The sequence below is a fragment of the Litorimonas sp. RW-G-Af-16 genome, from assembly GCF_048319245.1.
GTDB lineage: Bacteria > Pseudomonadota > Alphaproteobacteria > Caulobacterales > Maricaulaceae > Litorimonas.
In genome coordinates this window covers 1,858,497-1,884,183 of the sequence record NZ_CP166993.1, presented here as the reverse complement: position 1 = coordinate 1,884,183, position 25,687 = coordinate 1,858,497, and the positions used below count along the sequence as shown (strand labels likewise).

At 53.0% G+C, this 25,687-nt stretch carries 23 protein-coding genes and 1 tRNA gene; 14 read left to right on the top strand and 10 right to left on the bottom strand.

Going from position 1 to position 25,687, the window contains the following annotated elements; translation table 11 throughout:
- Positions 1-19: 19 nt before the first annotated feature.
- Together AB8615_RS09280 and AB8615_RS09275 are read left to right on the top strand one after the other, a co-directional pair.
- Entirely contained in the window at positions 20-526 is a 507-nt protein-coding gene (locus AB8615_RS09280; protein ID WP_409432318.1) for a DUF805 domain-containing protein, read from the top strand.
- Between the two features lie 75 nt (positions 527-601).
- Positions 602-1,135: a DUF805 domain-containing protein gene (locus AB8615_RS09275; protein WP_409432317.1), complete on the top strand. Its 534-nt coding sequence runs from the start codon at positions 602-604 to the stop codon at positions 1,133-1,135.
- Positions 1,136-1,192: 57 nt separating this feature from the next.
- Here the strand turns inward: AB8615_RS09275 and lipB are convergent, their stop codons facing one another.
- A complete protein-coding gene (gene lipB / locus AB8615_RS09270; RefSeq protein ID WP_418152287.1) occupies positions 1,193-1,885 on the bottom strand; it encodes a lipoyl(octanoyl) transferase LipB in 693 nt (230 codons plus the stop codon).
- 73 nt (positions 1,886-1,958) lie between these two features.
- On the opposite strand from lipB, the gene AB8615_RS09265 reads away from it, so the two are divergent.
- The 3 genes from AB8615_RS09265 to kduI all read left to right on the top strand — a co-directional run bounded on the left by AB8615_RS09265 (position 1,959) and on the right by kduI (position 3,892).
- Positions 1,959-2,045: transfer RNA gene (locus AB8615_RS09265), tRNA-Leu, on the top strand.
- Positions 2,046-2,277: 232 nt separating this feature from the next.
- Entirely contained in the window at positions 2,278-3,102 is an 825-nt protein-coding gene (locus tag AB8615_RS09260; RefSeq protein WP_418152285.1) for a 2-keto-4-pentenoate hydratase, read from the top strand.
- A complete protein-coding gene (kduI, locus tag AB8615_RS09255; protein ID WP_418152283.1) occupies positions 3,044-3,892 on the top strand; it encodes a 5-dehydro-4-deoxy-D-glucuronate isomerase in 849 nt (282 codons plus the stop codon). Before AB8615_RS09260 ends, kduI begins: the two co-directional genes overlap by 59 nt.
- Before the next feature lie 52 nt (positions 3,893-3,944).
- Here kduI and AB8615_RS09250 read toward each other — a convergent pair whose 3' ends face one another.
- From AB8615_RS09250 to AB8615_RS09240, 3 genes are all read right to left on the bottom strand, one after another.
- Complete coding sequence (locus AB8615_RS09250) at positions 3,945-5,138, bottom strand: DUF1501 domain-containing protein (protein WP_409432313.1); 1,194 nt, start codon at positions 5,136-5,138, stop codon at positions 3,945-3,947.
- 2 nt (positions 5,139-5,140) lie between these two features.
- Positions 5,141-6,511 carry a DUF1800 domain-containing protein gene (locus AB8615_RS09245; RefSeq protein ID WP_409432312.1) on the bottom strand — a complete coding sequence of 457 codons (1,371 nt, stop codon included), beginning with the start codon at positions 6,509-6,511 and terminating at the stop codon, positions 5,141-5,143.
- Between the two features lie 104 nt (positions 6,512-6,615).
- A complete protein-coding gene (locus AB8615_RS09240) occupies positions 6,616-8,046 on the bottom strand; it encodes a helix-turn-helix domain-containing protein (RefSeq protein WP_409432311.1) in 1,431 nt (476 codons plus the stop codon).
- Positions 8,047-8,195: 149 nt separating this feature from the next.
- Here AB8615_RS09240 and aceB point away from each other — a divergent pair, with 149 nt between their 5' ends.
- Together aceB and AB8615_RS09230 are read left to right on the top strand one after the other, a co-directional pair.
- Positions 8,196-9,839: a malate synthase A gene (aceB, locus tag AB8615_RS09235; RefSeq protein ID WP_409432310.1), complete on the top strand. Its 1,644-nt coding sequence runs from the start codon at positions 8,196-8,198 to the stop codon at positions 9,837-9,839.
- Positions 9,840-9,841: 2 nt separating this feature from the next.
- Positions 9,842-11,431 (top strand): isocitrate lyase, encoded by a 1,590-nt coding sequence (locus AB8615_RS09230; RefSeq protein WP_409432309.1) that lies wholly within the window; start codon positions 9,842-9,844, stop codon positions 11,429-11,431.
- 27 nt (positions 11,432-11,458) lie between these two features.
- On the opposite strand, the gene AB8615_RS09225 is transcribed toward AB8615_RS09230, so the two are convergent.
- Positions 11,459-12,634 (bottom strand): 2-oxoadipate dioxygenase/decarboxylase family protein, encoded by a 1,176-nt coding sequence (locus AB8615_RS09225; RefSeq protein WP_409432308.1) that lies wholly within the window; start codon positions 12,632-12,634, stop codon positions 11,459-11,461.
- A gap of 73 nt (positions 12,635-12,707) precedes the next feature.
- On the opposite strand from AB8615_RS09225, the gene AB8615_RS09220 reads away from it, so the two are divergent.
- The 3 genes from AB8615_RS09220 to AB8615_RS09210 all read left to right on the top strand — a co-directional run bounded on the left by AB8615_RS09220 (position 12,708) and on the right by AB8615_RS09210 (position 15,511).
- Complete coding sequence (locus tag AB8615_RS09220) at positions 12,708-13,772, top strand: saccharopine dehydrogenase C-terminal domain-containing protein (protein WP_409432307.1); 1,065 nt, start codon at positions 12,708-12,710, stop codon at positions 13,770-13,772.
- Positions 13,773-13,780: 8 nt separating this feature from the next.
- Positions 13,781-14,083 (top strand): DUF1905 domain-containing protein, encoded by a 303-nt coding sequence (locus AB8615_RS09215; RefSeq protein WP_418152279.1) that lies wholly within the window; start codon positions 13,781-13,783, stop codon positions 14,081-14,083.
- A 63-nt stretch (positions 14,084-14,146) separates the two neighbouring features.
- The gene (locus tag AB8615_RS09210) at positions 14,147-15,511 is read left to right on the top strand and encodes an NAD-dependent succinate-semialdehyde dehydrogenase (RefSeq protein WP_418152277.1); all 1,365 of its coding nucleotides are present in this window, start codon (positions 14,147-14,149) and stop codon (positions 15,509-15,511) included.
- 17 nt (positions 15,512-15,528) lie between these two features.
- On the opposite strand, the gene folD is transcribed toward AB8615_RS09210, so the two are convergent.
- On the bottom strand, positions 15,529-16,416 hold the full coding sequence (gene folD / locus AB8615_RS09205) for a bifunctional methylenetetrahydrofolate dehydrogenase/methenyltetrahydrofolate cyclohydrolase FolD (RefSeq protein WP_409432304.1): 888 nt from the start codon (positions 16,414-16,416) through the stop codon (positions 15,529-15,531).
- 172 nt (positions 16,417-16,588) lie between these two features.
- On the opposite strand from folD, the gene mgtE reads away from it, so the two are divergent.
- The 4 genes from mgtE (at position 16,589) to AB8615_RS09185 (ending at position 21,078) form a co-directional block, all read left to right on the top strand.
- Positions 16,589-17,959 (top strand): magnesium transporter, encoded by a 1,371-nt coding sequence (gene mgtE, locus AB8615_RS09200; protein WP_418152275.1) that lies wholly within the window; start codon positions 16,589-16,591, stop codon positions 17,957-17,959.
- Between the two features lie 130 nt (positions 17,960-18,089).
- On the top strand, positions 18,090-19,463 hold the full coding sequence (locus AB8615_RS09195) for a lysozyme (protein WP_409432302.1): 1,374 nt from the start codon (positions 18,090-18,092) through the stop codon (positions 19,461-19,463).
- An 87-nt stretch (positions 19,464-19,550) separates the two neighbouring features.
- Positions 19,551-20,555 carry a hypothetical protein gene (locus AB8615_RS09190; RefSeq protein ID WP_409432301.1) on the top strand — a complete coding sequence of 335 codons (1,005 nt, stop codon included), beginning with the start codon at positions 19,551-19,553 and terminating at the stop codon, positions 20,553-20,555.
- Positions 20,556-20,643: 88 nt separating this feature from the next.
- Positions 20,644-21,078, top strand: coding sequence for a DUF1489 family protein (locus tag AB8615_RS09185; protein ID WP_418152273.1), 435 nt, complete (start codon positions 20,644-20,646; stop codon positions 21,076-21,078).
- A 22-nt stretch (positions 21,079-21,100) separates the two neighbouring features.
- Here AB8615_RS09185 and AB8615_RS09180 read toward each other — a convergent pair whose 3' ends face one another.
- The 4 genes from AB8615_RS09180 to AB8615_RS09165 form a co-directional block, all read right to left on the bottom strand.
- Positions 21,101-23,317: a TonB-dependent receptor gene (locus tag AB8615_RS09180; RefSeq protein WP_418152271.1), complete on the bottom strand. Its 2,217-nt coding sequence runs from the start codon at positions 23,315-23,317 to the stop codon at positions 21,101-21,103.
- Between the two features lie 115 nt (positions 23,318-23,432).
- Positions 23,433-23,651, bottom strand: a complete 219-nt coding sequence (locus tag AB8615_RS09175) for a DUF1272 domain-containing protein (RefSeq protein ID WP_409432298.1) — start codon at positions 23,649-23,651, stop codon at positions 23,433-23,435.
- On the bottom strand, positions 23,652-24,515 hold the full coding sequence (panC, locus tag AB8615_RS09170; protein WP_409432297.1) for a pantoate--beta-alanine ligase: 864 nt from the start codon (positions 24,513-24,515) through the stop codon (positions 23,652-23,654). It lies immediately after the preceding gene.
- Positions 24,516-24,546: 31 nt separating this feature from the next.
- Positions 24,547-25,662 (bottom strand): D-alanyl-D-alanine carboxypeptidase family protein, encoded by a 1,116-nt coding sequence (locus tag AB8615_RS09165; protein ID WP_409432296.1) that lies wholly within the window; start codon positions 25,660-25,662, stop codon positions 24,547-24,549.
- Positions 25,663-25,687 lie beyond the last annotated feature (25 nt).

The following is a 25,687-nucleotide window of genomic DNA, read 5'->3' as shown; positions in this document are numbered from 1 at the left end:
CGCGCGGTAACACTTGCGCATGATCAAATTATTTCTATCTCCCGCAGGCCGCATGGGCCGCAAGAAGTTCTGGATCGGCTTTGTGGGGTTTGCTGTTTTCGTGACGCTGGCACAGCTGGGCCTTCACGAAATTGCGGATACTCTGGCAGGGTTTTTCCTGTCCCTCATTTTTATCGTTTTGGTCTTTCAAATTTTGTATTCAGTTTACGGGAAACGCCTCCACGATATGGGGCGTAGCTTCTGGCCTTTGACCGCCATGCTGGCCTTAACCGTTGTGATCGCGATTGCCGTATTAATGGCCTATGGCGGATCTGAATATTTCAGCGAATTCGCAAAATATGACCGCAAAGATGACATTGATCCCGCCGAGATCGCCCGCTTGCAAGCTAACTACCAAGCCCGTTTAGCAGATGGCGGCGTTGTCTTAGGCCCATTGCTCTACGGCGTGTGGGGCTTGTTCACAGCATGGTGCGGGTTTGCGAAACCTGACCCGGAGGCCAACCGTTACGGCGCGCCGCTTGGCTAGTTCAGATGAAAAAGCTTGATTTCTGTCGCGTATCTGCCAATCTCTTATCGTAAAACAACAAAGGGAGAGGCCTTCATGGGCAATTTACTATTTTCACCAAATGGCCGGATCGGTCCGTCAGATTTCCTACGAGGCTTGGCTATGTTAGCTTTAGTCGCTGCTGTTATCGCGATCGCACCCCTCATCAATTATTCATTGGCGAGCATTTTAAGCTTGGCGTCACTCCTGATCGCGATCCCAACTTTTTTCATCCTGATCAAGCGTTGTCACGATGCAGGAAAATCTGGCTGGATGAGCATCCTGTTTTTTATCATGATATTATTCATCACTGGATTGCTGCAGTATTTCGCGCAACAAGCCACGGGCGGCGAAGAGATGGCGGCGATGAAAGCAGCCTCTCAAGAGCTGGCGACAAGCGGCGCGGGCTTTGGCGAAATCATGACGCAAACCGCAGCCTTGGCCGAAGAATACGGGCCAGCGATCGCTAAAAATACGGCGCTAGCAACGGCTATCGCAGGGTTTGTTGGCACGATGCTCGGCGGGTATTTGACAAATTTGATGCTCAAGCAAGAGCCGCATGAAAACCGTTTCGGCCCTGCGCCAATGTGATTGAGGTTATTATCACAACATTTGACCCGTCGCTGGTTAGTCCAGTCGGCGGGTTTTTTATACCTCGCTGACGGGCCCAAAAATCCGCGCAAAATTTCTCGTAAGTGCGGCGTCTAACTCTCCCATGGTCACCTTGCTTCCCAGGCTCTCAAAGCTCGCCACGCCATGTTCAGAAATCCCGCAGGGCACAATGCCGCCAAAATGCGTGAGGTCTGGATTGAGATTGATGCTAATCCCGTGAAAGCTCACCCATTTGCGCAGACGCACGCCGATCGCCGCGATCTTTTCTTCAACCACCGCACCGCTGGCACCCTGACGCGTGACCCACACGCCCACACGTCCGCAGCGGCGCTCAGCCGTAATATCAAACTCCGCTAGCGTATCGATAATCCATTGCTCTAGCGCCCGCACAAAGGCCGAAACATCACGCCCGCGCGTGCGCAGATCGAGCATAACATAGCCCACACGCTGCCCAGGCTCGTGGTATGTATATTGCCCGCCGCGTCCACTCTGGAACACGTCAAATTTATCTGGCTCCACTAAATCTGCCGCATCGGCACTGGTCCCTGCCGTGTAAAGTGGCGGATGTTCTAGGAGCCATACCATCTCCCGCGCGTTGCCCGCTGCGATCTCGGCGGCGCGTTCTTCCATGAAAGTCACCGCAGTGAGATAGTCGATCAATTCAAGGCTAACGCGCCAGTCGACATGGGAGTCAGAATATAATTTAGGGTCAAATCGCATAGCTGTCATATGGCCCATCTTTATGCACATTTAAAGCTTCACAAAGTCAATAAGTCTAGCTATACGGCGCGCACCTTAATGTGCGGCCGTGGCGGAATTGGTAGACGCGCAGCGTTGAGGTCGCTGTGGGGTAAAACCCGTGGAAGTTCGAGTCTTCTCGGCCGCACCAAATTTCTTCTCTTTTTAATACTACACTGGACAGGATCGCTGCTGTGTGCGTGTGTTAGAACCGTTCCACCAGACGCTAAGCTCTCAGTCTTCCAGATTAGAATTCTGTGTTGGTCGCCCCCGAAACATTGAAGACTATAAATTTGTCTTACCAATCATTGTCATGGATGGGAGATATGTGTCATACCGCATTTATGATGACTGCAAAGACTATCTCGATTTCAGACGCGCTTTTGACAGCCCGAAAAACGGGGCGGGCTTTAGCTGGGTTTCCAGGCGAATTGCCGACGAATTTGGAGGCCGCATACGCCGTACAAATGCGGTCAGTCGGCTTATTTGGCGATCAGGTGATTGGCTGGAAAGTCGGCGGGATAGCCCCGCAATTTGCAGAGCAATTTGGCGCGAAGCGACTGGCGGGACCAATCTTTGAGAGGGCTGTCAAAACAGTTGCAAATAATGAGACGATCACCATGCCAGCTTTTGTTGGCGGCTTTGCGGCGATGGAGGCGGAATATGTGGTTAAGCTCGGTGAATTGCCTGACCGCGACGTCAATATTGATGACATTATCAATCTGGTAGACGCCGTTTACATCGGCGCGGAGATCGCCAGTAGTCCGATGATCATGGTCAATGACCTCGGCCCGATGTCGATCATCAGTGACTTTGGGAATAATAACGGCATGGCGATTGGCCCTGAAATCCCCAAAGATACCGACTTCAGCCAGCACGCTGTTAGCGTCGTGATTGACGGTGATTTAGCGGGCGAGAAGCCCACGGGCATTGGCGAGGCAGGCCCATTTGGTGCTGTCCGTTTTTTGATTAACCACCTGCGGGCTATCGGTTATCCATTGCCCGCTGGGAGTTATGTGTCGACGGGTGCTGTGTCTGGGGTGCATCAGACGGAGATCGGTTCTCATTCCCATATTAAATTCGATGGTCTGGGTGAATTCTTCATCGACCTGACCCCCCCAAACTTAATTCAAGCTCTAGGAGAGATCTATGTATCGCAAGACTTATCAGGCGACCCACCCCGCATCGATGGAAGACATCGACAATGAAACGCTCAAAGACCGCTATCAGGTACAGGGCATGTTTGCGGATAATGAAATTCGGTTGTTCTATTCCCACAATGAACGGCTAGTTATAGGTGGTGCGGCCCCGGTCAAAGGATCGATTAGCCTGCCTAAGCATACAGAGCCTGCGTCTGCAGCGGGGCAGTCATTGCTAACGCGCCGCGAGCTTGGCGTATTCAATGTCAGCGAAAATCCTGGGACAGTCACGGTCGACGGCACAGACACAGAGCTTGGCCCTAAGGAGGCGCTTTATGTGCCGATGGGCAGCGAAGAGGTTAGCTTTAAAAGCAATGACGCCAAAGCGCCGACGCATTTCTACCTGATCAGCGCGGCCGCGCACAAAGCCCTTCCGCTGAAAAAAATCACGGTAGATATGGCCAAGCCGCTCGAGCGTGGATCGCTGGAAGAGAGCAATCATCGCGTGATCTATCAATATATCATTCCAGGTATTTGCGAGAGCTGTTCGCTGCTTGTCGGAATGACGGAATTAAAGCCGGGCAGTGTATGGAATACAATGCCGCCGCATCTACATGACCGTCGCTCAGAGATTTATTTCTATTACGGCATGGATGAAAATTCGCGGGTCTTCCACTTCATGGGTGAACCTGATCGGATGCGTCATTTGGTATTGGAAAACGAGGATGCTGTGATTTCTCCGCCGTGGTCGATCCATATGGGTTCTGGTATGTCTAACTATAAATTCATTTGGGGCATGGCGGGCGAGAATCTCGACTACACCGACATTAACGCGCTGGATATTTGCCAGCTTAGCTAGCAGTCGCGTATGATTAGTTAGATTGAAACGGAGTCTCTTGGGGCTCCGTTTTTTATGCCTTGAAAAGGCCCGCCATATCGCTGGCTGGTTGTCTGATCTGTTTGAGATCAGGGAAGACGTGATCAAAGACTTTGGCGTCAGACAGGCCGAGATGTTGTGTTAAGGCGGCGGCGAACAGGCTTTCTAGCTGGTTGCTTGGCGCCAGGTCGCGATCTTCAAACAGGGCTGTTGGGGATAGACCCGGCCAATCGCCCAAGACTTGTCCGCCGTTCACTGTCCCGCCAGCGACTATAGCCAGACCGCCCGTTCCGTGATCGGTGCCACCAGAGCCGTTTTCAGCCGCCGTGCGTCCAAATTCAGACACGATCATCACAGACGTTTTGGCCCAGAGCGGGCCTAGATCGGTCTTCATGCTGGTGACGGCTGTAGCTAATTGTTCAAAATTCTGGGTCAAGCGGCGCGTTTGTCCGTAATGCGTGTCCCAACCGCCTGCTTCAATGACGGCAATGCGCGGGCCGTTGACTTCTTTCAATAGATTGCAGGCCGCTTTCGTCGATGGCGAGAGGCGATTATTGCGCAGGCGCATACCGCTCATATCGCTGCCCATTTCTTTGTCCATTTGCGCTTGCGCGAACGCCTTGTGAAATAGCGGATCATTTTCGAACATTTTGTCCATACGGAACAAAAAGTCCTCGCCCAGTTCTGGCAGACGGCTATCCGACCAAGACCGGATGGGTGCACTGCCTTGCAGGATCAGCGGCACATTAGGCCCGAGCGCAAGACCAATACGCTCACTCTGATTAATTTGGGCGATAGCACGGTTCAGCCAGCCTGTTTTCTGCGCATAAGGCTGCGCGCCGCCGCCTTCGAGCATGTTTTGCGCTTCGAAATGGGAGCGCCGACGATATTGGGAACTGATGGCGGGGATAAGCGCCAATTCTTTGGCGTCATAGAGGGGTTTGAGCGCTGCAAGGGCTGGGTGCAGCGCAAAGCTGCTGTTGAGTGCAATCGCAGGACGCTCACCGCCATCCGCTCGCCCTAATGCGCCGAGAGATAGAGTGGGGCGAAGCTTGTAATAATCCGCGTCCGCATAGGGAACCAACGCGTGAAGCCCGTCCATAGCGCCGCGCAAAATGATCAGCACGAACCGTCGATCCGTCTCTGCCTTGGCAAAGCTGAGTTGAGGCAGGGCGGTTATCCCAAGTCCCGCCAAAGCGCTAGCTGTGAATATGCGACGAGAGATCATGGCTATCTCCTTTGAAACGCGGCGCTGGCAAAGATGAGCGCAAGGCCGTCTTCGCGGGACGGCGCGCCCTCGATCATGAATTGTGTCGCAGGGTCAGCAACAGGCGCGATTGTTTGCTCGTATAGCTTGGGTGGCTCAATCGATATTTTTGCCTCCCCAACAAAGGCTCTGATCCATTCAATGCGGTGGATAAGGCTTTCGGGCGCGACCCAATCGGAAGACAAATCAGACCAACCCGCAGGGGATTTAGCATAGAACGGCTCGTAACCCATGGTTTTGAGGGAGTTGAGAAACAGGCTGTCGGGTATCTCTTGTGGGCCCGAAATGTTGGCGGCACGCATGACTGATAACATCAGATCATAAGGTGTTTTGACTTTTGCGAGGGGTTTTTCCCATGCAGCCTCCAAGTCAATCAAGGCTTTTGAGACTTCGGCCAAATCACCACCCGTTTTTCGAAAGACAGCGGCGATCGTTTCAACAGCGTCGGCAGGGGGCGTGTCGCTAACGAAATGCCGCACAAGTTTGGTCGCGATAAAGGTGGCAGTAGACGGGTGGGTCGCCAGATCGCGCAGAGCCGCTAAGCCTTGCGCTTGACCCGTTTGAGCATAGCGCTGGCCCAGCAATGTCTGTGTTCCGGGTTCATGGATATTCGCGTTGAATTGAAAACTGCCAAGGGGGTTATAACGCGCTGCATTGGAGCGCTTTTTCGAGGCTTTCACCTTGCGTGATACTGTCCACCCCGTCAGGATTTTTGCGAAGCTCGTGACATCGTCTTGCGAATATCCGCCTTTGACGCCTAGCGTATGTAGCTCCAGGATTTCGCGGGCGAGGTTTTCGTTTAAGTCACGATTGCGCCGCTGCCCCTGCGGTGAATTTGCCCCGATAGAGCTGACATTATCGAGATAGAGCAGCATGCAGGGATGCTGCGCAACAGCGGTCAGCATATCTTCAAATTTACCGAAAATATGCGGGCGGATGGCTTCACGCTCGTAGGCAGGCAGGGCTGGTCCGATCAGGCCGCGCGTGCGCGACACTGTAAAGTGATTGCTCCAAAACATGACGAGGCGCTCTGCAAAAGGCGTCTGGCTTTGAATAAATTGCGCGGTGCGAGCCTCCATTGCGGTCGTAAAAACTTCGCGTCGCATTTTGCCTTTCATCTTGCGGCGTTTTTCGTCCTTGATCTTCCGGGCCTTATATTGCTCCGCCAAGACTGTAGCGCTGTCAGGCAGATCGGATAGCATGGCGGGGGCAGGGTTATATGATGAAATTTGTGCGTGCAGCCACGCTTTCGGCGTATCGCCCAGCCGTAAACTATCCACTTTGGATGGGCCTAGACCAAAGCGCGACATGGCGTGATGTGCCGATGATGTCATCTTAAATGCGGCTATGCTCAAATCCTCACAAATTAATAGTGCATATCAATGAACGGGCGAGGGGGTTAAATCCTTCGCCACGTCTTCAGAAATCTTGCACGTATTTAGTCTTCGCGGAAGCTATAAAGTGACATGCCGCGCGCACGTTCGTCAAAGCTGAGTGTTTTGTTCAACGGGGCGTGGGCGCGTTGGCGACAATGCGGGCGCTCGCAAAGATAACAATTAATGCCAATCGGCGTCGGTTGCGGATTGTCCAAATTATATTGCTGCGCATAGATTAGTCGCGGGGCGTAAGCGATGTCGCAACCTAGCCCAATGGCGAGTTTCTGCGCGGGAGCATTATAAGTGCCGTCTGACCGACTGACCATTTTGGCAATCGAGAAATAGGTCGTCTCGTCGGGCATTTGGATCATCTGACTGATCGTGCGCCCGGGAGTTTGGAAACATTCATGGATGTTCCAGAGCGGACACGCGCCGCCGAATTTGGAGAAGTGAAACCTCCCAGCTGAGAAGCGCTTTGACACATTTCCCGCCACGTCGATCCGCACAAAGAAGAATGGGATGCCACGGGCGTCTGGTTTTTGTAATGTGGTCAGGCGGTGGGCTGTCTGTTCCCAACTGGTGCCGAAGCGGTGGGAGAGCAAGTCGACGTCATATTTGCTGCTCTCCGCCTCTTTCAAAAAGCGTGCATAAGGCATGATCACCGCGGCCGCGAAGTAATTAGCGAGCGAGGTTCGCATCAAGCCTTCAGCTTCCCGACCGGGCAGGGCAGCAGATTTGACGATTTCGTCGATTAGCTCTCGCTGCTCTAGCATGCCGATTTGAAAGGCCAGCTGAAAGCGCCGACCCGATTGGCGGAGGAGTTCTGAGAGGTTGATCCGCTTGGAATGGCGATCAAAATAGCGCAGCATTTGCGGCATAATATCGACAGGAACGATCCGCACAGACAGGTCGTGCTTTTCTTTCAAGCGTTCTGTCAGCGCGGCGTGAGGCTCTCGTTTTGTCAGTCCTAATTCTTGGGATAACGCTTCGGCGGCGGCGTCGAGACGGGGGAAGTAATTGCGCTGCTGATGGATGAAACGACGGACGACTTCAACGGCTTCCGCTGATTGCTCCAACAGTTCGACCTTGTCACGATCTACCGTAATGTCCACATCTCGCCGCGCCGCATCGCGGTGTTTCGAATAGAGTTTAAGCAGCGCTTTTGCGGCTGTCGGGCTGACATTGACCAAGTCTTCGGCCTCATTCTTGGACAGGCTTTCGCCTTTGAACAGTGGATCACGCATGGCTTCATACACTTCGGCCACCAAATGCGCATCGCCCGCCCCTGTAAACCCCGCAATGTCAAAGTCGTAAATCTCCGCCATTTTCAGCAAGACTTTGGCGGATAAGGCCCGCTGATTGCGTTCCATCAGGTTGAGGTAAGAGCTTGAAATGCCGAGGTCTTCCGCCATGCGAGCTTGGGTCAGGCCCAAGGTTTGACGGAAGCGCCGCAAGCGGGGGCCGACCAGTAATTTTTCATCACTTTGCGCCATGTTTCTCTTTCTCAATCTTTACAAGATTTACAAATAACACATCTGTTGTGTTACAATCATTACAAAAATACCCATGTTTTACAATTACTTATATACTTTCGATATTTCTTGTAAATATAGTAGGGCATAAATTAAAAATGGAGGCCGCTATGAACGCGCCAGTCACACATTCAGATCAACCTATCCCTCGCCACCGCGTGCTGGCCAAGGTCGTCAAGGCGGCGAGTGGCCCTTATGCGTCGCGCTATAACGAGGTCTTGACGCCGGATGCTTTGCTGTTCCTCGCAGACTTAGAGCGCCGCTTTGGACCGCAGCGTCGAATTTTGTTGGAAAACCGCCGTCTGCAGCAAGAGCGCTTTGATGACGGTGAAATGCCGACGCAGCCATTGGAAACGGCCCACATCCGTAATTCCATGTGGGAAGTCGACCCGTGCCCGCCTGCGCTGCAAGATCGCCGCGTGGAAATCACAGGCCCCGTGAGCCGCAAGATGATGATTAACGCGCTAAACTCTGGCGCGAAGATGTTTATGGCCGATTTCGAAGACGCCAGCAGCCCCACTTTCGCCAATATGATCGAAGGACAGATCAATATGCGTGACTACGCTCGGGGAGAGCTAGCGCTAAAGACTGATAAAAAGTCTTATGCGCTCGACGTGGAGACGGCGACAATGCTCGTCCGTCCCCGCGGTTGGCATTTGGAAGAAAACGGTATCACAGTTGATGACAAGCCGATGTCAGCTAGCCTCGTCGATTTCGGGTTGCATTTCTTCCATAACGGAAAGCTGTTGGCCGAAAACGATCGTGGTCCGTTCTACTACCTGCCAAAAATTGAAAGCTATCAAGAGGCCCGTCTGTGGAATGACGTGTTCAACTTCGCACAAGCGTTTGTGGGCATGGAAAATGGTACGATCAAGACGACTGTTCTGATCGAAACATTACCAGCAGCGTTTCAAATGGACGAAATTCTCTACGTCTTGCGCCGTCATATTACGGGCCTGAACTGTGGTCGTTGGGACTATATTTTTAGTTATATCAAGACGCTGCGCAATCATAAGCAATTCTTGCTGCCAGATCGTGCGCAAGTTGGAATGGATCGCGACTTCCTCTCGGCTTACGCCACGCGCTTGGTTGAGACGTGTCATAAGCGTCGTGCACATGCGATGGGCGGGATGGCTGCACAAATTCCTGTGAAGAATGATGAGGCCGCGAACACCATCGCCTTTGATAAATTGCGCCGCGATAAAGAGCGTGAGGCCAAACTGGGCCATGACGGCACTTGGGTGGCGCATCCGGGTATGGTCGCGGTGGCGATGGAGGTCTTTGACGAGGAAATGCCATCCAAGCACCAAATCCATAAAAAGCGTCAATTCCGCCGTATCTCTGACGAAGCAATGTTGTCGCCGCATTCGGGCACAGTAACGGAAGCAGGCGTTCGCACAAATATCGAAGTTGCGATCCGCTATATTTCGGCGTGGTTATGTGGTCGCGGCGCGGTGCCTATTCATAACTTGATGGAGGATGCAGCGACGGCTGAAATCTCACGCGCACAAATCTGGCAATGGCTTGCCCATGGCGCGAATGTGGAGATGGAAGGTGGCTTCAAAGAGGTTCTGACGACCCGTCTATATGAGCGTCTGTTCAATGAAGAGATCGCGAAGTTGAAAGCCGAATTGGGTGATGATTATGCTGCGCAACGCTTCCCTGAAGCCGCCGATATTTTCACGCAAACAGCAACCGCGCAAATCTTACCAGACTTCCTCACTATCCCAGCTTACGAAATTTTGGAGAATTAATTATGACTTACTCGGATACAATTCAGCAATTAAATAAACGCTTTCCAAACGGTGCGCCTGCAGGAATTGACATCGAACATGTTGCGCAGTTGAAGACGCAAAACACGTTTGAAACACATTTGGATATTGCCAAGGCTATGGCCAAAGTGATGCGGGCTGATATGGCGCGTTACGATAATGATACCAGCGAATTCACGCAATCTCTTGGCTGCTGGTCTGGCTTTCATGCGCAGCAAATGATGCGTGCGATTAAGCGTCAAAAGGGCTCGCTAGATAAGGCGTATGTCTACTTATCAGGCTGGATGGTTGCAGGCCTTCGTAATCGGTTTGGTCACTTGCCGGATCAATCCATGCACGAAAAAACATCTGTCGTTGATCTTATTCAAGAGATTTATACGAGCCTGCGTCAAGCCGATGAAGTGGATCTCAATGATTTATTCGCGGAGTTAAAAACAACGAAGAATCGCGCAGAAGTTATTGCAAAGATTGACAATTTCGAGAGCTATGTGCGTCCGATTATTGCTGATATCGATGCAGGTTTTGGGAATGTTCATGCGACTTACTTGCTCGCTAAAGAGATGATCAAAGCGGGTGCCTGTTGTATTCAAATTGAAAACCAAGTGTCAGACGCCAAGCAGTGTGGTCATCAAGACGGTAAGGTAACTGTGCCGCGCGAAGATTTCGTTGAGAAGCTCCGCGCTGTCCGCATGGCGTTCGAAGAACTCGGTGTGGATGACGGCGTTATTGTGGCGCGTACCGACAGCCTTGGCGCTGGCCTGACGCAGAAGATTCCTGTGTCGCGCGAAGCTGGCGATAGTGCAGCGGAATATACGAAGTGGCTTGAGACGACGCCTGTGTCGGACTTAAATAATCTCTCTGACGGCGAGATTGCCATTCAATTAAATGGTCAACTGCGGAAGCCCGTGCGACTGCCAAATGGCCTTTATAAGTTCCAAGATAATACAGGCATTGATCGCGTGGTTGAAGACTGCATTAGCTCGCTTAATGAAGGCGGCGCAGATTTACTCTGGATCGAAACAGCCACCCCGAACGTCGCGCAGATTGCAGAAATGGTGCGTCGTATTCGCGAGAAAGCACCACATGCCAAACTCACATACAACAACTCTCCGTCATTTAATTGGACGCTGAATTTGCGCAAGCAAGTGCGGGAAGATTGGATTGCGGCGGGCACGATTTCAGCAGGTGATTATCCTGACGGGACTCAGCTAATGAGCGCAGCTTATGATCAAGATGCGCTGGGCCTAGAGGCGGATCGTCGTCTGCAAAGTTTCCAAACGGACATCGCTCGCGAAGCTGGCGTGTTCCATAATCTTATTACCCTGCCGACGTTCCACGGCACAGCCAAGGTGATGAATGATTTGTCAGAAGGTTACTTCGGCGAAGAGAAAATGCTGGCTTACGTCAAGAATATTCAACGCGAAGAAATTCGCACGAATGTGTCTGCCGTGAAACATCAGCACGAAGTTGGCTCAAATCTCGGCGATGATTTTAAAGAGATGACGGGGGGTGATCGCGCGCTGAAAGCGGGCGGCGAGCACAACACGATGAACCAATTTGAAAACGCCGCGTAGGTGTCTTTGGCAGTCTGGCTCCTCCAGCTAGGCTGCCACCCCTACGGCTTTATAAAGCTCAAACATATCAAAAACGGGGCGGCCAAGTGCTGCCTCGAATGCGTTTTGATTGGCGTTGCCCTCGGATAGCTCTCGAGCCTCGCTACCTAAGTTAGAGCGAAATATCCCGGCTGCAGATACGGGAAGAAAGTCCTCATAAGTGACAGGATTGCCGTCACGAAAATAGGCCAAGCCTTGCGCCGCCATTTGCGCCCAATCATCAGGAAAATCAGTGAAGTCTTTGGCCGAGAGGCAACGATCATATAATGTTCGCCCTTTCGGTGTTAGGGCCGCCCCGCGTTGTTCGATTTCGCCGAAGCGCGCCGTATGATGCGCCGTTTCCCAGCCATACGCTGTCTGAAACTTTACGGGTTCGGATAAGGCTTTGAACGCTGTTTGACGCAGGAGGATCGGACAATTCCGTTTCGGCGGCCCTTCGATCACTGACTTGGCCTCTAGCCCCGCATCGCGCATCGCGTCTTGTGCGGCATCAATGTCGCGCACACGCGGGGTGAGGTGGTTCATATGCGGACCTTGAAACGATACAATATCTGCGATCAGGGGGTGTGCCTCTAATAACTTCTGATACAGATCAAGCGTAACATGGGCTTCCGCACGCCACGCGAAAATAGCTACGATTTCAGCAACGAACTCAGTCGCATCCTTCGCGTTCAGTCCACCCTGTGTTTCTGCCTTGTGCAGTAGTTCCAATCCACGCGCAGATACAATCTGCCGCGTAGCCAGGGCCGTCTCGGCCGCATCCCGTAAACTGGCATCTTCAATCATTTCTAACCGCAGCAGGCTTGTAAACATGCGAAACGGGCTGATCTCAAAGGCTTCGGGTGTGATAGGTCGAAAGGCGGTGCTATGGACAGGCAGGCCAGCAACAGAGAGGTCGTAATACCCCACGGGGTGCATGCCGAGCTGCGCAAAGACGCGCCCAATCAAGTTTAATTCTGCGGACGTGCCTAGACGAATGGCGCCGTGGCGCTCTCCGCCCAGTCGCGCATCGCTGTCTATTTTTTCGCCGTCCACTGCATTTATCTCTGCAACAATGTCGATAAGCGTGCCGTAAGCGGGGACTTCACGGCGATACATGTCGGAGAGTGCATTGGAAAAATCCCGCCGCATATGATCTGAATCTTGAAACATTTGTGCTACCATGCCTTATAATGCGCCCTTGTTTGCCCGTTGAAAACCCCGCAAACAGCAAAAAAGTGTGTCAGGGAATCATACCATGAAATCTATCGCTGTTTTAGGTCTAGGAAAAGTCGGCGCTTTGGCGGCGCAATTACTCGTCGATTCTGACTTCACAGTGATCGGCGTAGATAGCATGGCTGATCCTGCGAAATTTTCTCACGACGTGAGAGCGATTGACGTGAAGGATGCAGATGCTTTGGCCGAGATTTTTGATGGGGTCGATGCCGTGCTGTCGTGTCTGCCATATCACTTAAATATCGGAGTTTCTAATGTCGCTCATGCGGCAGGCATCCACTATTTTGACCTGACAGAAGATGTACCGACGACCAATCATATCCGCAATTTGGCCGTGACTTCCCAAGGGCTGATGGCGCCGCAATGCGGCCTCGCGCCCGGGTTTGTTGGCATTGTCGGCGCCAATTTAATTGCGCAGTTTGATGAGTGTCGTAGCTGTCGCATGCGCGTGGGGGCGCTGCCGCAAAATCCGACGGGCCTAATGGGATATGCCTTTAACTGGTCGCCCGAAGGCGTGGTCAACGAGTATCTGAATGATTGCGAAGTGATCGAAGACGGCGAACGCAAATGGGTGTCTGCGATGGAATGGCGTGAGCAAATCTATATTGAAGGACTGCAGCTTGAAGCGTTCACAACATCAGGCGGTCTCGGGACGATGTGCGAAACCTATTTGGGGAAAGTCGCCAATCTCGACTATAAAACCATGCGCTACCCAGGCCATTTTGATCTGATGAATTTCTTTTTCCACGAATTGCTAATGCGTGAAAATCGTGAGGAGGCGGGACGTATTTTGGTTCATGCCAAGCCGCCTGTGGATCAGGATATTGTCTATGTGCACGTGGCCGCAGAAGGGTTGATCGACGGAAAAATGTCGCGCAAGGAATTCGTCAATGGCTATAAACCGCTGATGATCGCGGGCGAGTCTCGCACGGCGATTGCGTGGACGACCGCAGGCTCCGTTGTCTCTGTGATCGAGCTTGTGCGTGAGGGTCAGTTGCCGAGCAAGGGCTTCCTGAAGCAAGAGGACATCCCGCTCCCCGCGCTGCTCTCGACCCGCACGGGTAGTTTTTATAATCGCAAAGATTGAGCCGCACCGTGATTGACCTAGACTTCACCTTTGAGGCTGAGATTTGGGAATATCAGGGAAAGGGCAGTTGGCATTTTGTGACGCTGCCCGTTGAGATGTCGGACGATATTAAAGTCTTCACGAAACATCTGGCGCGCGGCTTTCGTTCTGTGCGCGTGAAAGTCACGATTGGAGAGAGTGTTTGGTTGACCTCGTTATTCCCGTCAAAGGAAGCTGGCGCTTATGTCTTGCCGATCAAGGCGGCAGTGCGAAAGGCTGAAGGTTTGGCGAAGGGTGATGTGACGACCATCAAAATCAGTGTCGCGACTTAACGATCTTTGCAACAAACGCCGCTGTGCCACGTAACTATCATAGACGTAATTAAAGAGGCCAGCATGACGATCCAATCTAAAAATCCTGCCACTGGCGAAGTGGTCAAAACATTTGAAGCCCTCACCGAGGCGCAGATTGATTTAGCAATCGCCCAATCCGTCGTGGCGCATGAGGCACTCCGTGACTGGTCATTCAAAAAGCGAGCGGCGTGCATGGAAAAAGCTGCGAAAATCCTCGAAGATGAATCGCCTTGTATTGCCGAAATCATGACGATGGAAATGGGAAAAACTCTGGCGTCTGCCAAGGGAGAGGTTGAGAAATGTGCGTGGGTTTGTCGCTATTATGCAGAAACGGCAGAGGCGCATCTGGCGGATGATATTGTTAAGACCGACGCCACGAAGTCCTATCGCTGCTACCGCCCACTGGGACCAGTTCTGGCAGTAATGCCGTGGAATTATCCGCTCTGGCAAGTCTTCCGCTTCGCCGCGCCCGCGCTCATGGCCGGGAATACGGGGCTGCTGAAACACGCTTCAAACGTGCCGCAGAGCGCCCTGCTGATCCAAGATATTTTCCAGCGCGCAGGCTTTCCTGACGGCGCGTTTCAGACCTTATTAATTGGCGGGTCACAGGTTGAACAGATATTGCGTGATGACCGTGTATGGGCTGCGACCCTCACAGGTTCCGAACCTGCGGGGGCATCTGTCGCAAGTATTTGCGGCGAAGAAATCAAGCCAACCGTGCTAGAACTTGGCGGCTCAGACGCGTTCATCGTCATGCCAAGTGCTGATCTGGATGAGGCCGTCAAAGTCGGTACAACATCACGAACGCAGAACAATGGACAGAGTTGTATTGCCGCCAAACGCTTCATAATTCACGCTGATATTTACGACGGTTTTAAAGCAAAAATGGTGGAGGCTTTCGCGGATCTGACGATTGGCGACCCGATGGATGACGCCACCGATATTGGCCCCTTGGTCAGCGTTGAAGCGCGAGCGACGATTGACGGACAAGTCCAGAAAGCGCTGAAAGCGGGCGCTATTCGCGTGATGGGCGCGGAAATTATGGACGGTGACGGCGCCTTTTACCGCCCAGGTATATTGGAAAATATCTCAGAAGATTCGGACGCGTATCACGAGGAAGTCTTTGAGCCCGTGGCGCTGCTATTCAAGGTGGACGATATCGAGGCCGCAATCAAACTCGCCAATGATAGCCCATTTGGTCTTGGGTCTTCGGTCTGGACGACAGATAAAGCTGAGCAAGATCAGGCCATTCGCGATCTGGAAGCGGGCGCAACTTTCGTCAATTCTATGACCAGCTCTGATCCGCGCTTGCCTTTTGGCGGGATCAAACGATCGGGCTATGGCCGCGAATTGACAGCGGAGGGCATCCGCGCATTCTGTAATTGTAAAACGGTGTCGATTGCCTAGTTAATTTGGTTGGCTAATTAAATAGCGAGTATCTCTGGCACGTCCCACCCTCTGCGGGCACAGGCCGCGAGGACTGTGTTGCGCAGCAAGCAGGCGATTGTCATAGGACCGACGCCGCCTGGGACAGGTGTAATCGGGCCAGCAACGCTTTGCGCATCTGCGTAATCGACATCTCCCACCAATTTTGATTTGCCTGGCTTTTTCGGGTTTGGTACGCGGTTAATGCCGACATCCACGACACAAGCCCCGGGCTTGATCCATTCGGCCTTCACCATTTCAGGGCGCCCCACAGCGGGTACTAAAATATCCGCCTCTCGACAGACTTCGGGTAAGTTCTTAGTGCGCGAATGTGCAATCGTGACAGTGCAGTTTTGCTCAAGGAACAGCAGCGCGGCAGGCTTGCCGACCAAGATCGAGCGGCCCAAAACCACACAATGCTTTCCCGTTAAATCCCCCAAAGCTGACTTCGCCAAAATCACACAGCCTGTGGGAGTGCAAGGTCGCAAACCTGGCTGCCCCAAAACCAAACGTCCTGCAGACGTTTCGGTCAAGCCGTCCACATCTTTGCCAGGATCAATTTCAGCAATGACCGCATCGCTATCCATGCCTTTGGGGAGGGGGAGTTGCACCAAAATACCGTCAACGCTCGCATCTGCGTTGAGTGCGCGCACGATCTCAACAACCATGTCTTGAGAAACATCAGCGTCCAACCGATGCTCCACGGAGCGCATGCCACATTCTTCGGTGAACTTGATTTTATTGCGAACGTAAACATGGCTGGCCGGGTCATCGCCGACCAGAACAACGGCCAAAGTCGGTTGACCTGATAGTTGATCTACCGCCGTTTTCACATCGTCGCGCAGACTGGCTGCTACGGCTTTTCCGTCAATCACTGAAGCGCTCATAAATCCCTCTTGCTTTAATTTTGTCTGCCTTAGCACTCTGCCTGCGCGATGCAATTCTGAAACCGTCAAATACGCGACAGAAATATGCAGCATTACAGCACATGATAGAGTTTAGCGCGGAATTGAGATTTGATCATAGACCTCTGCAATCGCATCCCTTATGCCTGCCTTTATGAGCGAATATGATCTAAAAACAACTGTCACTGAGACAGATGAAGACGGCCTGAACCGCGTCGAACAAGCATTGGGGCTTGGCAGTGGTGTTGAGATTGTCGAAGCGCTCGAACGTCTCCACCCTGCGGATTTTTCGGATCAATTTGAACAACTGACCGATAGCCAGCGGGAAGAGCTAATTGTCCGCGCGCCTGAACTGATCACCAGCGACGTTTTGGCGGAGCTGGAAGACGAAGTCGTTGAGGATATTCTCCCGCTGATCTCAGCCGAAAAACTCGCTGTCGATCTGGCGGAAATGGACAATGATGATGCGCTGCAGATCATCGAGGAAATGGAGGACGCGCAGCGCGAAGACGTTATGGAGGCGCTGGAGCCTGCGGATCGCGCGCAGCTTGAGGCTAGTCTGTCTTTTGACGACGAAACGATTGGTCGTCTCATGCAGCGCGAATTCGTCGCGGCGCCAGAATTTTGGACTGTCGGTGATACCATTGACCATATGCGCGAAACGGGCGAGGCGCTGCCAGATTTGTTCTTCAACATTTATGTCGTCGATACGAAATTTATACCCATCGGATATGTGCCAGTCTCGCGCCTGATGCGGGCGGATCGGAAAGTCCGATTAGACGAAGTCATGGAAGATCTGATCGTCACAATCTCGCAAGAGCAAGATCAGGAAGAAGCGGCTTATCTCTTTGAAAAATATCACCTTATCTCGGCCCCCGTGGTGGATGATGCGGGTCGTATCGTGGGGATGATGACTGTGGATGATATTATTTATATTATCCAAGAAGAGAACAAAGAAGACATTTTGGCGCTTGCGGGTGTGAGCGATGCGGGCCTGACCGACACCGCGACCTCTATCGTAAAATCCCGCGCGCCGTGGTTGTTCGTCAACCTTGCGACAGCTGTCTTGGCGTCGCTCGTTATCGCCCAATTTGACTATGCGATTTCGGAAATCGTGGCGCTTGCGATCCTGATGCCGATTGTGGCGAGCATGGGCGGCAATGCGGGCACTCAAGCGCTGGCCGTGGCGGTGCGTGCGCTGTCAGAACGTGACCTAACCTCCCAAACGGCGAAACGCGCGGTGAAGCGGGAAGCGCTAGCCGCAACGATAATTGGGCTGATTTTCGCGGTCGTTTTGGCCGGGATTGCCTTTATCTGGTTCGGTGATCCGACCTTGGCTCTTGTGGCGTTCCTGGCCATGATTGTGAACCATGTTTTCGCGGGGCTTGCGGGTATTCTTGTGCCGTTGGGTCTTAAGAAATTCGGGGCTGACCCGGCCGTTGCATCCTCCGTTTTCGTCACTACGGTCACAGATGTAGTGGGATTTTTCGCCTTCCTCGGAACAGCCGTGCTGCTCTTGCTCTAGGCGGTTGCCGCGCATTTTTTCGCGCGAGAGCAGAAAATTTCACCTCAAAGACCTCTTGGCTCGCCCGTGCGGCGCGTCCCTTGCAAGGCTTATTTGTCAAAAGACAGAGCTGTAGCAATTTGGGACTCTTATGAGCCGTGACATGAATATTTCCGAGATGGGCCTCAAACTGATTAAGGCGTATGAGGGCTATCGTCCTGTGGACCGAGAACTCGTCACGGGACAGCGCGTTGTGGGTTATGGCCACCGTCTCTACGCGGATGATGCCGTGCATATGTCCAAGGACGATGCGGAGGCGCAGTTGCGCCGCGACCTTGAGCCGTTTGAGGATATGATCAATGAAAATGTCCATGCACCGCTTAGCCAAGGCCAGTTTGATGCGCTCTGCTCGCTCGCTTTCAACATTGGCCCCAAAGCTTTCCTAAAATCAGACACAGTCCGTGCGATTAATAATGGGCGTATTCTGGACGCTGCCAGCAGTTTTGATGTTTGGCGTAAATGCGAAATTCAGGGCAAGACCTATGTGGTTGATGCCTTGCTGCGGCGTCGGACAGCCGAGAAGTCGCTCTTCCTGCGCACAGATTCGGGCCGCGCCTTTCCGGCCTCACGCATTGACTTGCCACCCGTCGAGGATCAAGCGCTTGCGCTGATTTCGACCGAAGATGCGCTGCCGCTTTTCACGGAAAATGATGCCAATGGGATCGTGGGCTCGGCCCCTTACAGCACAGCGCTATCACCCCTAAATCCGACCCGCCGCCGCGAAGACGGCCCTGCAGGTGGGTTGTCATACAGTGAAACGCCGTGGGACAGCGACGAAGGAGATGACAACACGCTTGATCTTGATCTTGCTGATGCGATTGAAGAGAGCGCCCCTGAAGGCGACGATATTGCTTCCGACACTGCCACACAGCGCGCATCGACCTTGATTGCCAAAGCTGCGTCAGAGCTGAACGAAAAGTTGGACTCCCTGATTGACGATGCAGGTCGCGAGACTGACGATGTGGATAATATCTGGCCTGAGAAACTGATCACGGCGGATACCCCAGATGTTGAGCCACCCAGCACTGTCGTGCCGTTTAACCGCCGCCGCACAGAGGATCATGTTGTTGATATGGCCGAGAGCGAATTGTCCGAGACAGATGAGTTCAGATCAGTCTTAGACGCCACGCCGCCGTTATCTTTGAGCGAGCGTGAGCCTGACTTGATAATTGATGATTTGGCGGCTGATGACGCCATGCGCGAAGGGGCAAATAGCGCGGCCAAATATATCGAAATCAGCGAGCCAGAGCTGCCGAATGACGGCGCGGCGGGGCTGACTTATTGGATGACATTGCTGTCTGGCTTTGCCTTGCTCGGCGCGAGTTTAATGGCGCTTTATAAGGGTGTTGAGGGTTGGCTGAATGGCTGGGGTCCGCTGCTGACCTTTGCCGGTGTCATTGTGGGCGGCATGCTAATTTTAGCGGCTATTTACTATGCCATACGTTCAGGGCTGAGCGGGCGTTAGTCGCAAGGGAATATCAACTCTTTACGGATATAGAATCCAAGAGATCGGAAAAACCGACCATTACGAAGTGAAACATAGGTGGATATTGTGGATAATATTATCTCAGAAACAACACGCTCGCAGGACGTCAACTCAGATGACAGCGCGCCCGAGGAGAGTGGTATGCTCAAAGGTTGGACGCCTGAACATACGCAGAAATTTCAGAAAGACATTATCTCTTTTGGCCATCGGTTAAACGAGACAGGCCTATTTACAGATGAAGCGCTGATCGAGTTGTTGCGCAAGCATCCCTCTGAATCGCTGGACGTTTGTACAATGGGCCCTGCCGAACATCCGCTTTATCCGAATAAATTCCGCACAGGTGATTTTCGCAATGTCGATCCAGCTGTGCTGCTGGAAGCTGCGAAAGCGGGGAAGGTCTGGATCAATGTGCGTCGCGGGATGAACTTGCATCCTGAATATAAAGCGGTGCTAGACCAGATGTATGGCGGCATTGCCGAGAAAACCGGGAATAAAGCCTTCACGGCTAATGGTGGTATCTTGATTTCATCACCCATGGCAAAAGTGCCGTATCATTTTGATAAAACCGAAGTTATCCTCTGGCATGTGCGCGGGAAGAAGCGCGTTTATCTTTATCCGCAGACAGAAAAATATATACCCGATCATGCGTTCGAAGCGACCTTGATGACAGAGTTAGAGGATGATCTGCCCTATAGCGCTGATTTTGATCAGGACGCGATTATCTTCGATCTGCAACCGGACCAAGCGATCACATGGCCGCTCAATTCTCCGCACCGCGTGGACAATCAAGCATTCTGTGTGTCTGTGACGACCGAATATTCAACGCGGGAAAGCGGCATGAAAAATGCGGCTATGATTGCTAATGCTACGCTGCGTCACCGCTTTGGCGTGAAGACGAGTTACCGCAATGCGGGCGGCGTGGAGCGTCAGGTGAAGTCCATTCTCGGGCGCGTCATTAAAAAGACTGGCATGGCTGTCAAAGAAGACCGCACAGATATGGTGACGTTTACAGTCGATCCGAATACGCCAGACTTCATTCGCGACATCGAACCTTTCGAGCGCAATTTTTAGGCTCAACACCTGCTGCGCGGATTTGCACCGCGCAGATCATGCCTCTGTGGTCTGGTCTAACGGCTTTGCGCGCCCTATGTAGGGGTCCATGGTCATACACTTGCAAAAACTCTCTGTTGGTTCGGAAAGCATACAGACGCTCAAAGAGTGGCAGCGCCATGTCGTGCGCCGCCGCAACTCCAATGGCTTGCCGCCCCATCACCAACACGTCACTCGCATGTTTCCCAAACAAAAAGACGCGCTGCTAGACGGCGGCTCAATCTACTGGGTCATCAAAGGACAGATTATCTGCCGCAATCAGATTGTTGCGTTGGAAGAAACCATCACACAGGACGGACGCAAGGCCTGTTCGATTCTCATGGAGCCCAAGATTGTTCCCGTCATCCCCACGCCGCGCCGCGCCTTTCAAGGCTGGCGATATCTTAAAGCCGAAGACGCACCAGCCGACCTGAGCGGGCCAGGCAGCGGCGAAGACTTGCCGCCTGCGCTACGCCGTAAACTTGTCGAATTAGGCGTGTGGTGATCAGAGCGATGTGTTTAAATGCCTAGTAATCGTAGCGCAGGGCAACGCCGTAACTGCGCGGATTACCGCGAAAAGTTGTTGCGCCAAAGAAGCGGTAGGCTGAGCTAGCGTAATCAGCATTGTTCAAGTTACGCCCCCAAAGACCTAACTCGACGCCATTATCAAGCATCAATTTGGCTTCTGCGTCGATCAAGCCGTAGCCGTCTTGTCGGAAGGCCGTTGCCGTTGCGCTGTCCACGCCTGTGGTAAAGTCCGTTTGGTATTTGGCATTGGCTTGCAACTGGCCTGTGATCGTTTCGCTTATTGCCCACTGATAGCGGGCAAATGCGGTTCCAGAAAAATCAGAGGCGAAAGGCAGGTCATCTCCGTCTAGCGCAGGCTGGTCACGATCTTTGATCTTTGTCTTAAGCAGCGTTGCGCTGGCCCCGACATCTAACCCTTCAGACAGTGTAGCTGACAGGTCTATATCCGCCCCGTAAGAGGTAGCCGATTTGAAATTAGATAGGCTATTGAGTCCAATCGTCTGTCCATTCTCTAAGGTCACTTCGCGGAAAAATCGCGCTTGGGGATCATCGTAATCGTTGTAAAATCCAGACAGGGCAAATCGCAGAGTGTTGGTCGTAAACTTTATTCCGACCTCGCCTGCCGTGACAGTCTCAGAGCCGAATAGGCCTTCATCATCAAAGTGTGCGGCATTGTCGATAACTTCGCCGTTAAACCCGCCGCTTTTAAATCCATTGGACAGCGTGGCATAAATCAAAGTGCTATCATTAGGTGTGAAATTTAGACCGATATTGCCGGAAAAATTAGTTTCATCGAGCGTATTGCTGCCAATGGCTGGGCCAACAATCTCTCCGCCTGCCAACGTGTTATTAATCCCGACTTCGCCAGTATCGAAGATATGGTTGCCTTGCCCGCGACCCTGAATGGTTTCGGTTGTCAAACGCCCGCCAAGGACCACATCTAATTGCGGCGCGAGAGCTATGGTGTTGTAGGAAAATAGGGCTGCGGTTTTGCGCTCTTGCGTGATGAGGGATTGTAGTGTGCTAGCCGAGGCGCCTGCCGGCGTGGGGGCCGCGCCGACACGGCGGGCCGCCGCGATATAGTTGCAAGATCCCACCAGCGTATCTTCATTCAGTGAGCCACAAAAAACCACATATTCCTGATCGAAATCCTCTGCTTCCAAATAAACTCCGACCATGCTTTCCAAGCGATCAGTTGTATAGCTTAGGCGTAGCTCCTGACTGACTTGCGCGAAGTCCCGATCGTAGGCCAGGTTTGCGGTTTGCCCGCCAAAGAATTGCGGCAGGGCGGCGAAGTCAAATCCGTAATCCTGATTATAGCCTTCAAAGGCTGTCAGGGAGGTGAGATCAAAATTTCCCGCATCATGCGTGACTGTCACGCTGGCCCCGTAAAACTCGTTATCTGTGTCTTGGATGCCGTCTGGCCCCACGGAAATTTCGTGCTTGCCGACATCTAGCCCCTCATTGCGAGGCGACGGATTGACCCCATTGTCGGCGGCATAATGCACGTTCAGCAGAACTTCGGTCTTAGGGCTAGCTTGTAAAAGCCCGAGCGCGCGTAGGCCAAATTCATCCCGTTCTCCGCCTGCTGCTTTCGGTGCAGTCACAGCGGCGTCAGTCACAACATTGTCAATCATTGGGCCTTGGGAAAGGTAGCGCCCCGAAACGCGGAGCGCAAAAATATCACTCACGGGGATATTGCTCGCCGCTCTGATATTGACGCGATTAAAATTACCAAGCTCAGCCGCCACGTAGCCTTCGGATGTGTCGGTTGGGCGCTTTGAAATAAAGTTGATCGCCCCCGCTGTCGCATTGCGGCCGTAGAGCGAGCCCTGCGGCCCCTTCAAGACTTCCGCGCGCTCCAAATCAAATAGTAAAGGCCCCGTCTGCACATTCGTCGCTTGAAAAACGCCGTCAATATAGACTGCGGCGGCTGTTGGCGTAAGGGCTTGGTGGTCCACCGCACCGATTCCGCGAATTTGGAACGCGATCTGATTGCCATTGGCAACAGCAGCTTGCAGGCCAGAGACGTATTGCGTCAACTCTTCCGCGCTGTCTGTACGGGATAAAGGCTCACCTTCTACGACCGACACAGAGAGTCCCAAATCATTTACGGACTTCGCAATTTTTGTCGCGGTCACGATGACTTCGTCAGATCGTGTGTCTTGGGCCAAAGCTGGAAGCGCCGTTAAGGCCATCAGAGCTGAAGAATACAAGAATATGCGCATGAAAACCTCGGACTAAATTCAGTCGCCGCTTATAGAGGTCTGCACAGTTTTGCCTAGCGCAGATATGCGTGATTTGTGAATGTGCGAGAGAAATAAACCGCAGTTAAGTCGATTTCAGAACGCGCTTAGTGGATGCTGGATAGCGCTCTAGTACTTTGCCCGTTCGGGTTGGTCGCGGGCGCAGATCTCCACCACAATTCGGGCAAGGGCCGCTCACGCAATCGGCGCAAAACGTACATTCAAATGAGCAGATCATAGCACCCGCTTTATCTGCTGGCAGATCGCAATCGCAGAGTTCACAATTCGGGCGCATTTGCAGCATTTAGTGAGGCTCGACGGGGAAATTATCGATCAAGCGCACGCCTCGGCAATGCGCGGCCACGAGTAAGCGAGCTGGGCCGTTGAGGATGCCGCCTTCTAGCACTGTGAGGGAATTAGGGCTGCGCACTTCGATATAATCTATGCCGCTAAATCCAGCCGTCAGCAGGGCTTTGGCAGCTATATCCCTAGCCACATCCACATTCTCGCCGCGTTCCATTTGCAGGGCGCAGTGGCGCATGATCTCGTTGAGCCGCCGTGCAATAGCCAAGCCCTCTGCATCAAAATACTGATTGCGCGATGACAAGGCGAGGCCGTGGTCATCGCGGGCTATCGGTGCGCCGAGTATTTGGATTGGCATGTCGAGGTCTTCGACTAGCCGCCGTATCGTGGCGAGTTGCTGATAATCTTTCTCGCCAAAGACGGCGATGTCGGGAGCAACACGGTTGAGTAGTTTTGTTACGACCAGCGAGACTCCGTCAAAGAAGGTCGGACGGTGATCCGTTTCCAGCCCGTCCGCCACGCCGCCGACTTTAATGCTTGTTGCGTGGTGGGCGTTATACATGGAGCCGTCTTTGGGAATATAAATCAGGTCAGCGCCGTGAGCGTCTAGTAATGCCAAATCAGCCTCTTCCGTGCGGGGATAGCTGTCGAGGTCTTCGCCCTCTGCAAATTGGGTTGGGTTGACGAAGATCGAAACAACGACTTTATCAGCCTCACGCTTCGCCATTTCAACCAAGGACATGTGGCCTGCATGGAGGGCACCCATGGTCGGGACAAAGGCGATGGTTTCGCCAAGGCCGCGCCATTCCCAGATTTGACCGCGAAGGGCGCGTTCTGACCGCGCGATAATCATGTTATTATTCATGCCGCGTGTTTAGCCTAAATTTGAGATTATTCTAGGGCGCAATCACCCAGCAGCGCTGATTTGGAATCTTTAGGCCATCACAAGCTGCGCGGGCCGATTGAGCCGAGAGGCCCGTGAGGCGCGCGTGATAGACAGCTCGCCCATTTGCAAACCCGCTTCGGGGCTGGAACTCTCCGCCGCCTGCCAAGACAGAGAGTGCTTGCGCTGTAGCTTCCGCCTCCATAGGCGTGCTGAAATCTTTAATTTGGACTGTCCAGCCTTTGGCATCTGCTTGCGCTGTTGGCATAGCGATGCCGGCCGTTTGCACGCGGATAAGCTCTGAATTTCGCCCCCGCAGACGGACAATGACGGGGGTTTGCGTCGCGGGCGCACTATTGCGTTCGACTATCATCACAGGTGGGGCTTGCGTTGACATAACCTCGAACCCACGGTCGATCAGGTCAGACATATGCTGGTTGCGGCTATCCGTGCTGGCCCCGCCCAAAACAATCGCGATAAGGCGCCGACCGTCACGCTTAGCAGATACCATGAGGTTGTAGCCGCTTGCGCGGGTATAGCCTGTCTTGAACCCGTCCACATCCGGGCGCGTCGCGAGCAGCTTGTTCGTGTTAGACTTGCCGCGAAAATGCGTTTGTCCGAAGTAATGATAGCGGTCCCCGTGATGGGTCAGGATGGCGCTGGCAAGCTTTGCCATATCGCGGGCTGTGGTTTGCTGATCGGGGTGGGGCAGGCCGTTAGGCGTCATAAATGTCGTGCGCATCATGCCCAGTTCCCGCGCTTTGGCGGTCATCTGAGCGGCGAATTTTTCCTCTGTCCCTGCGAGGGCTTCGGCCAATACGACAGCTGCGTCATTCGAGCTGCGCACGGCAATAGACTGAATGAGCGTATCAACCTTGATCGATTGACCAGTTTTCACACCCATTTTGACAGGTGGCGTGCGGGCGGCATTGCGCGAGACGGGCAGGGCTTGATCCAGCCGCAACTCACCCCGGTCCAACGCATCAAATGCCAGGTAGAGCGTCATGACTTTCGTCAGCGAAGCTGGGTATCGTAATTCGTCAATCTGACGGGCATGGAGGACTTCCAGCGTGTCCGCGTCCACAATGATCGACGCATAGCGGTTTTCGGCCATGGCAGGGATCGCCATGCACCACGCCAGAATCACAAAAAAG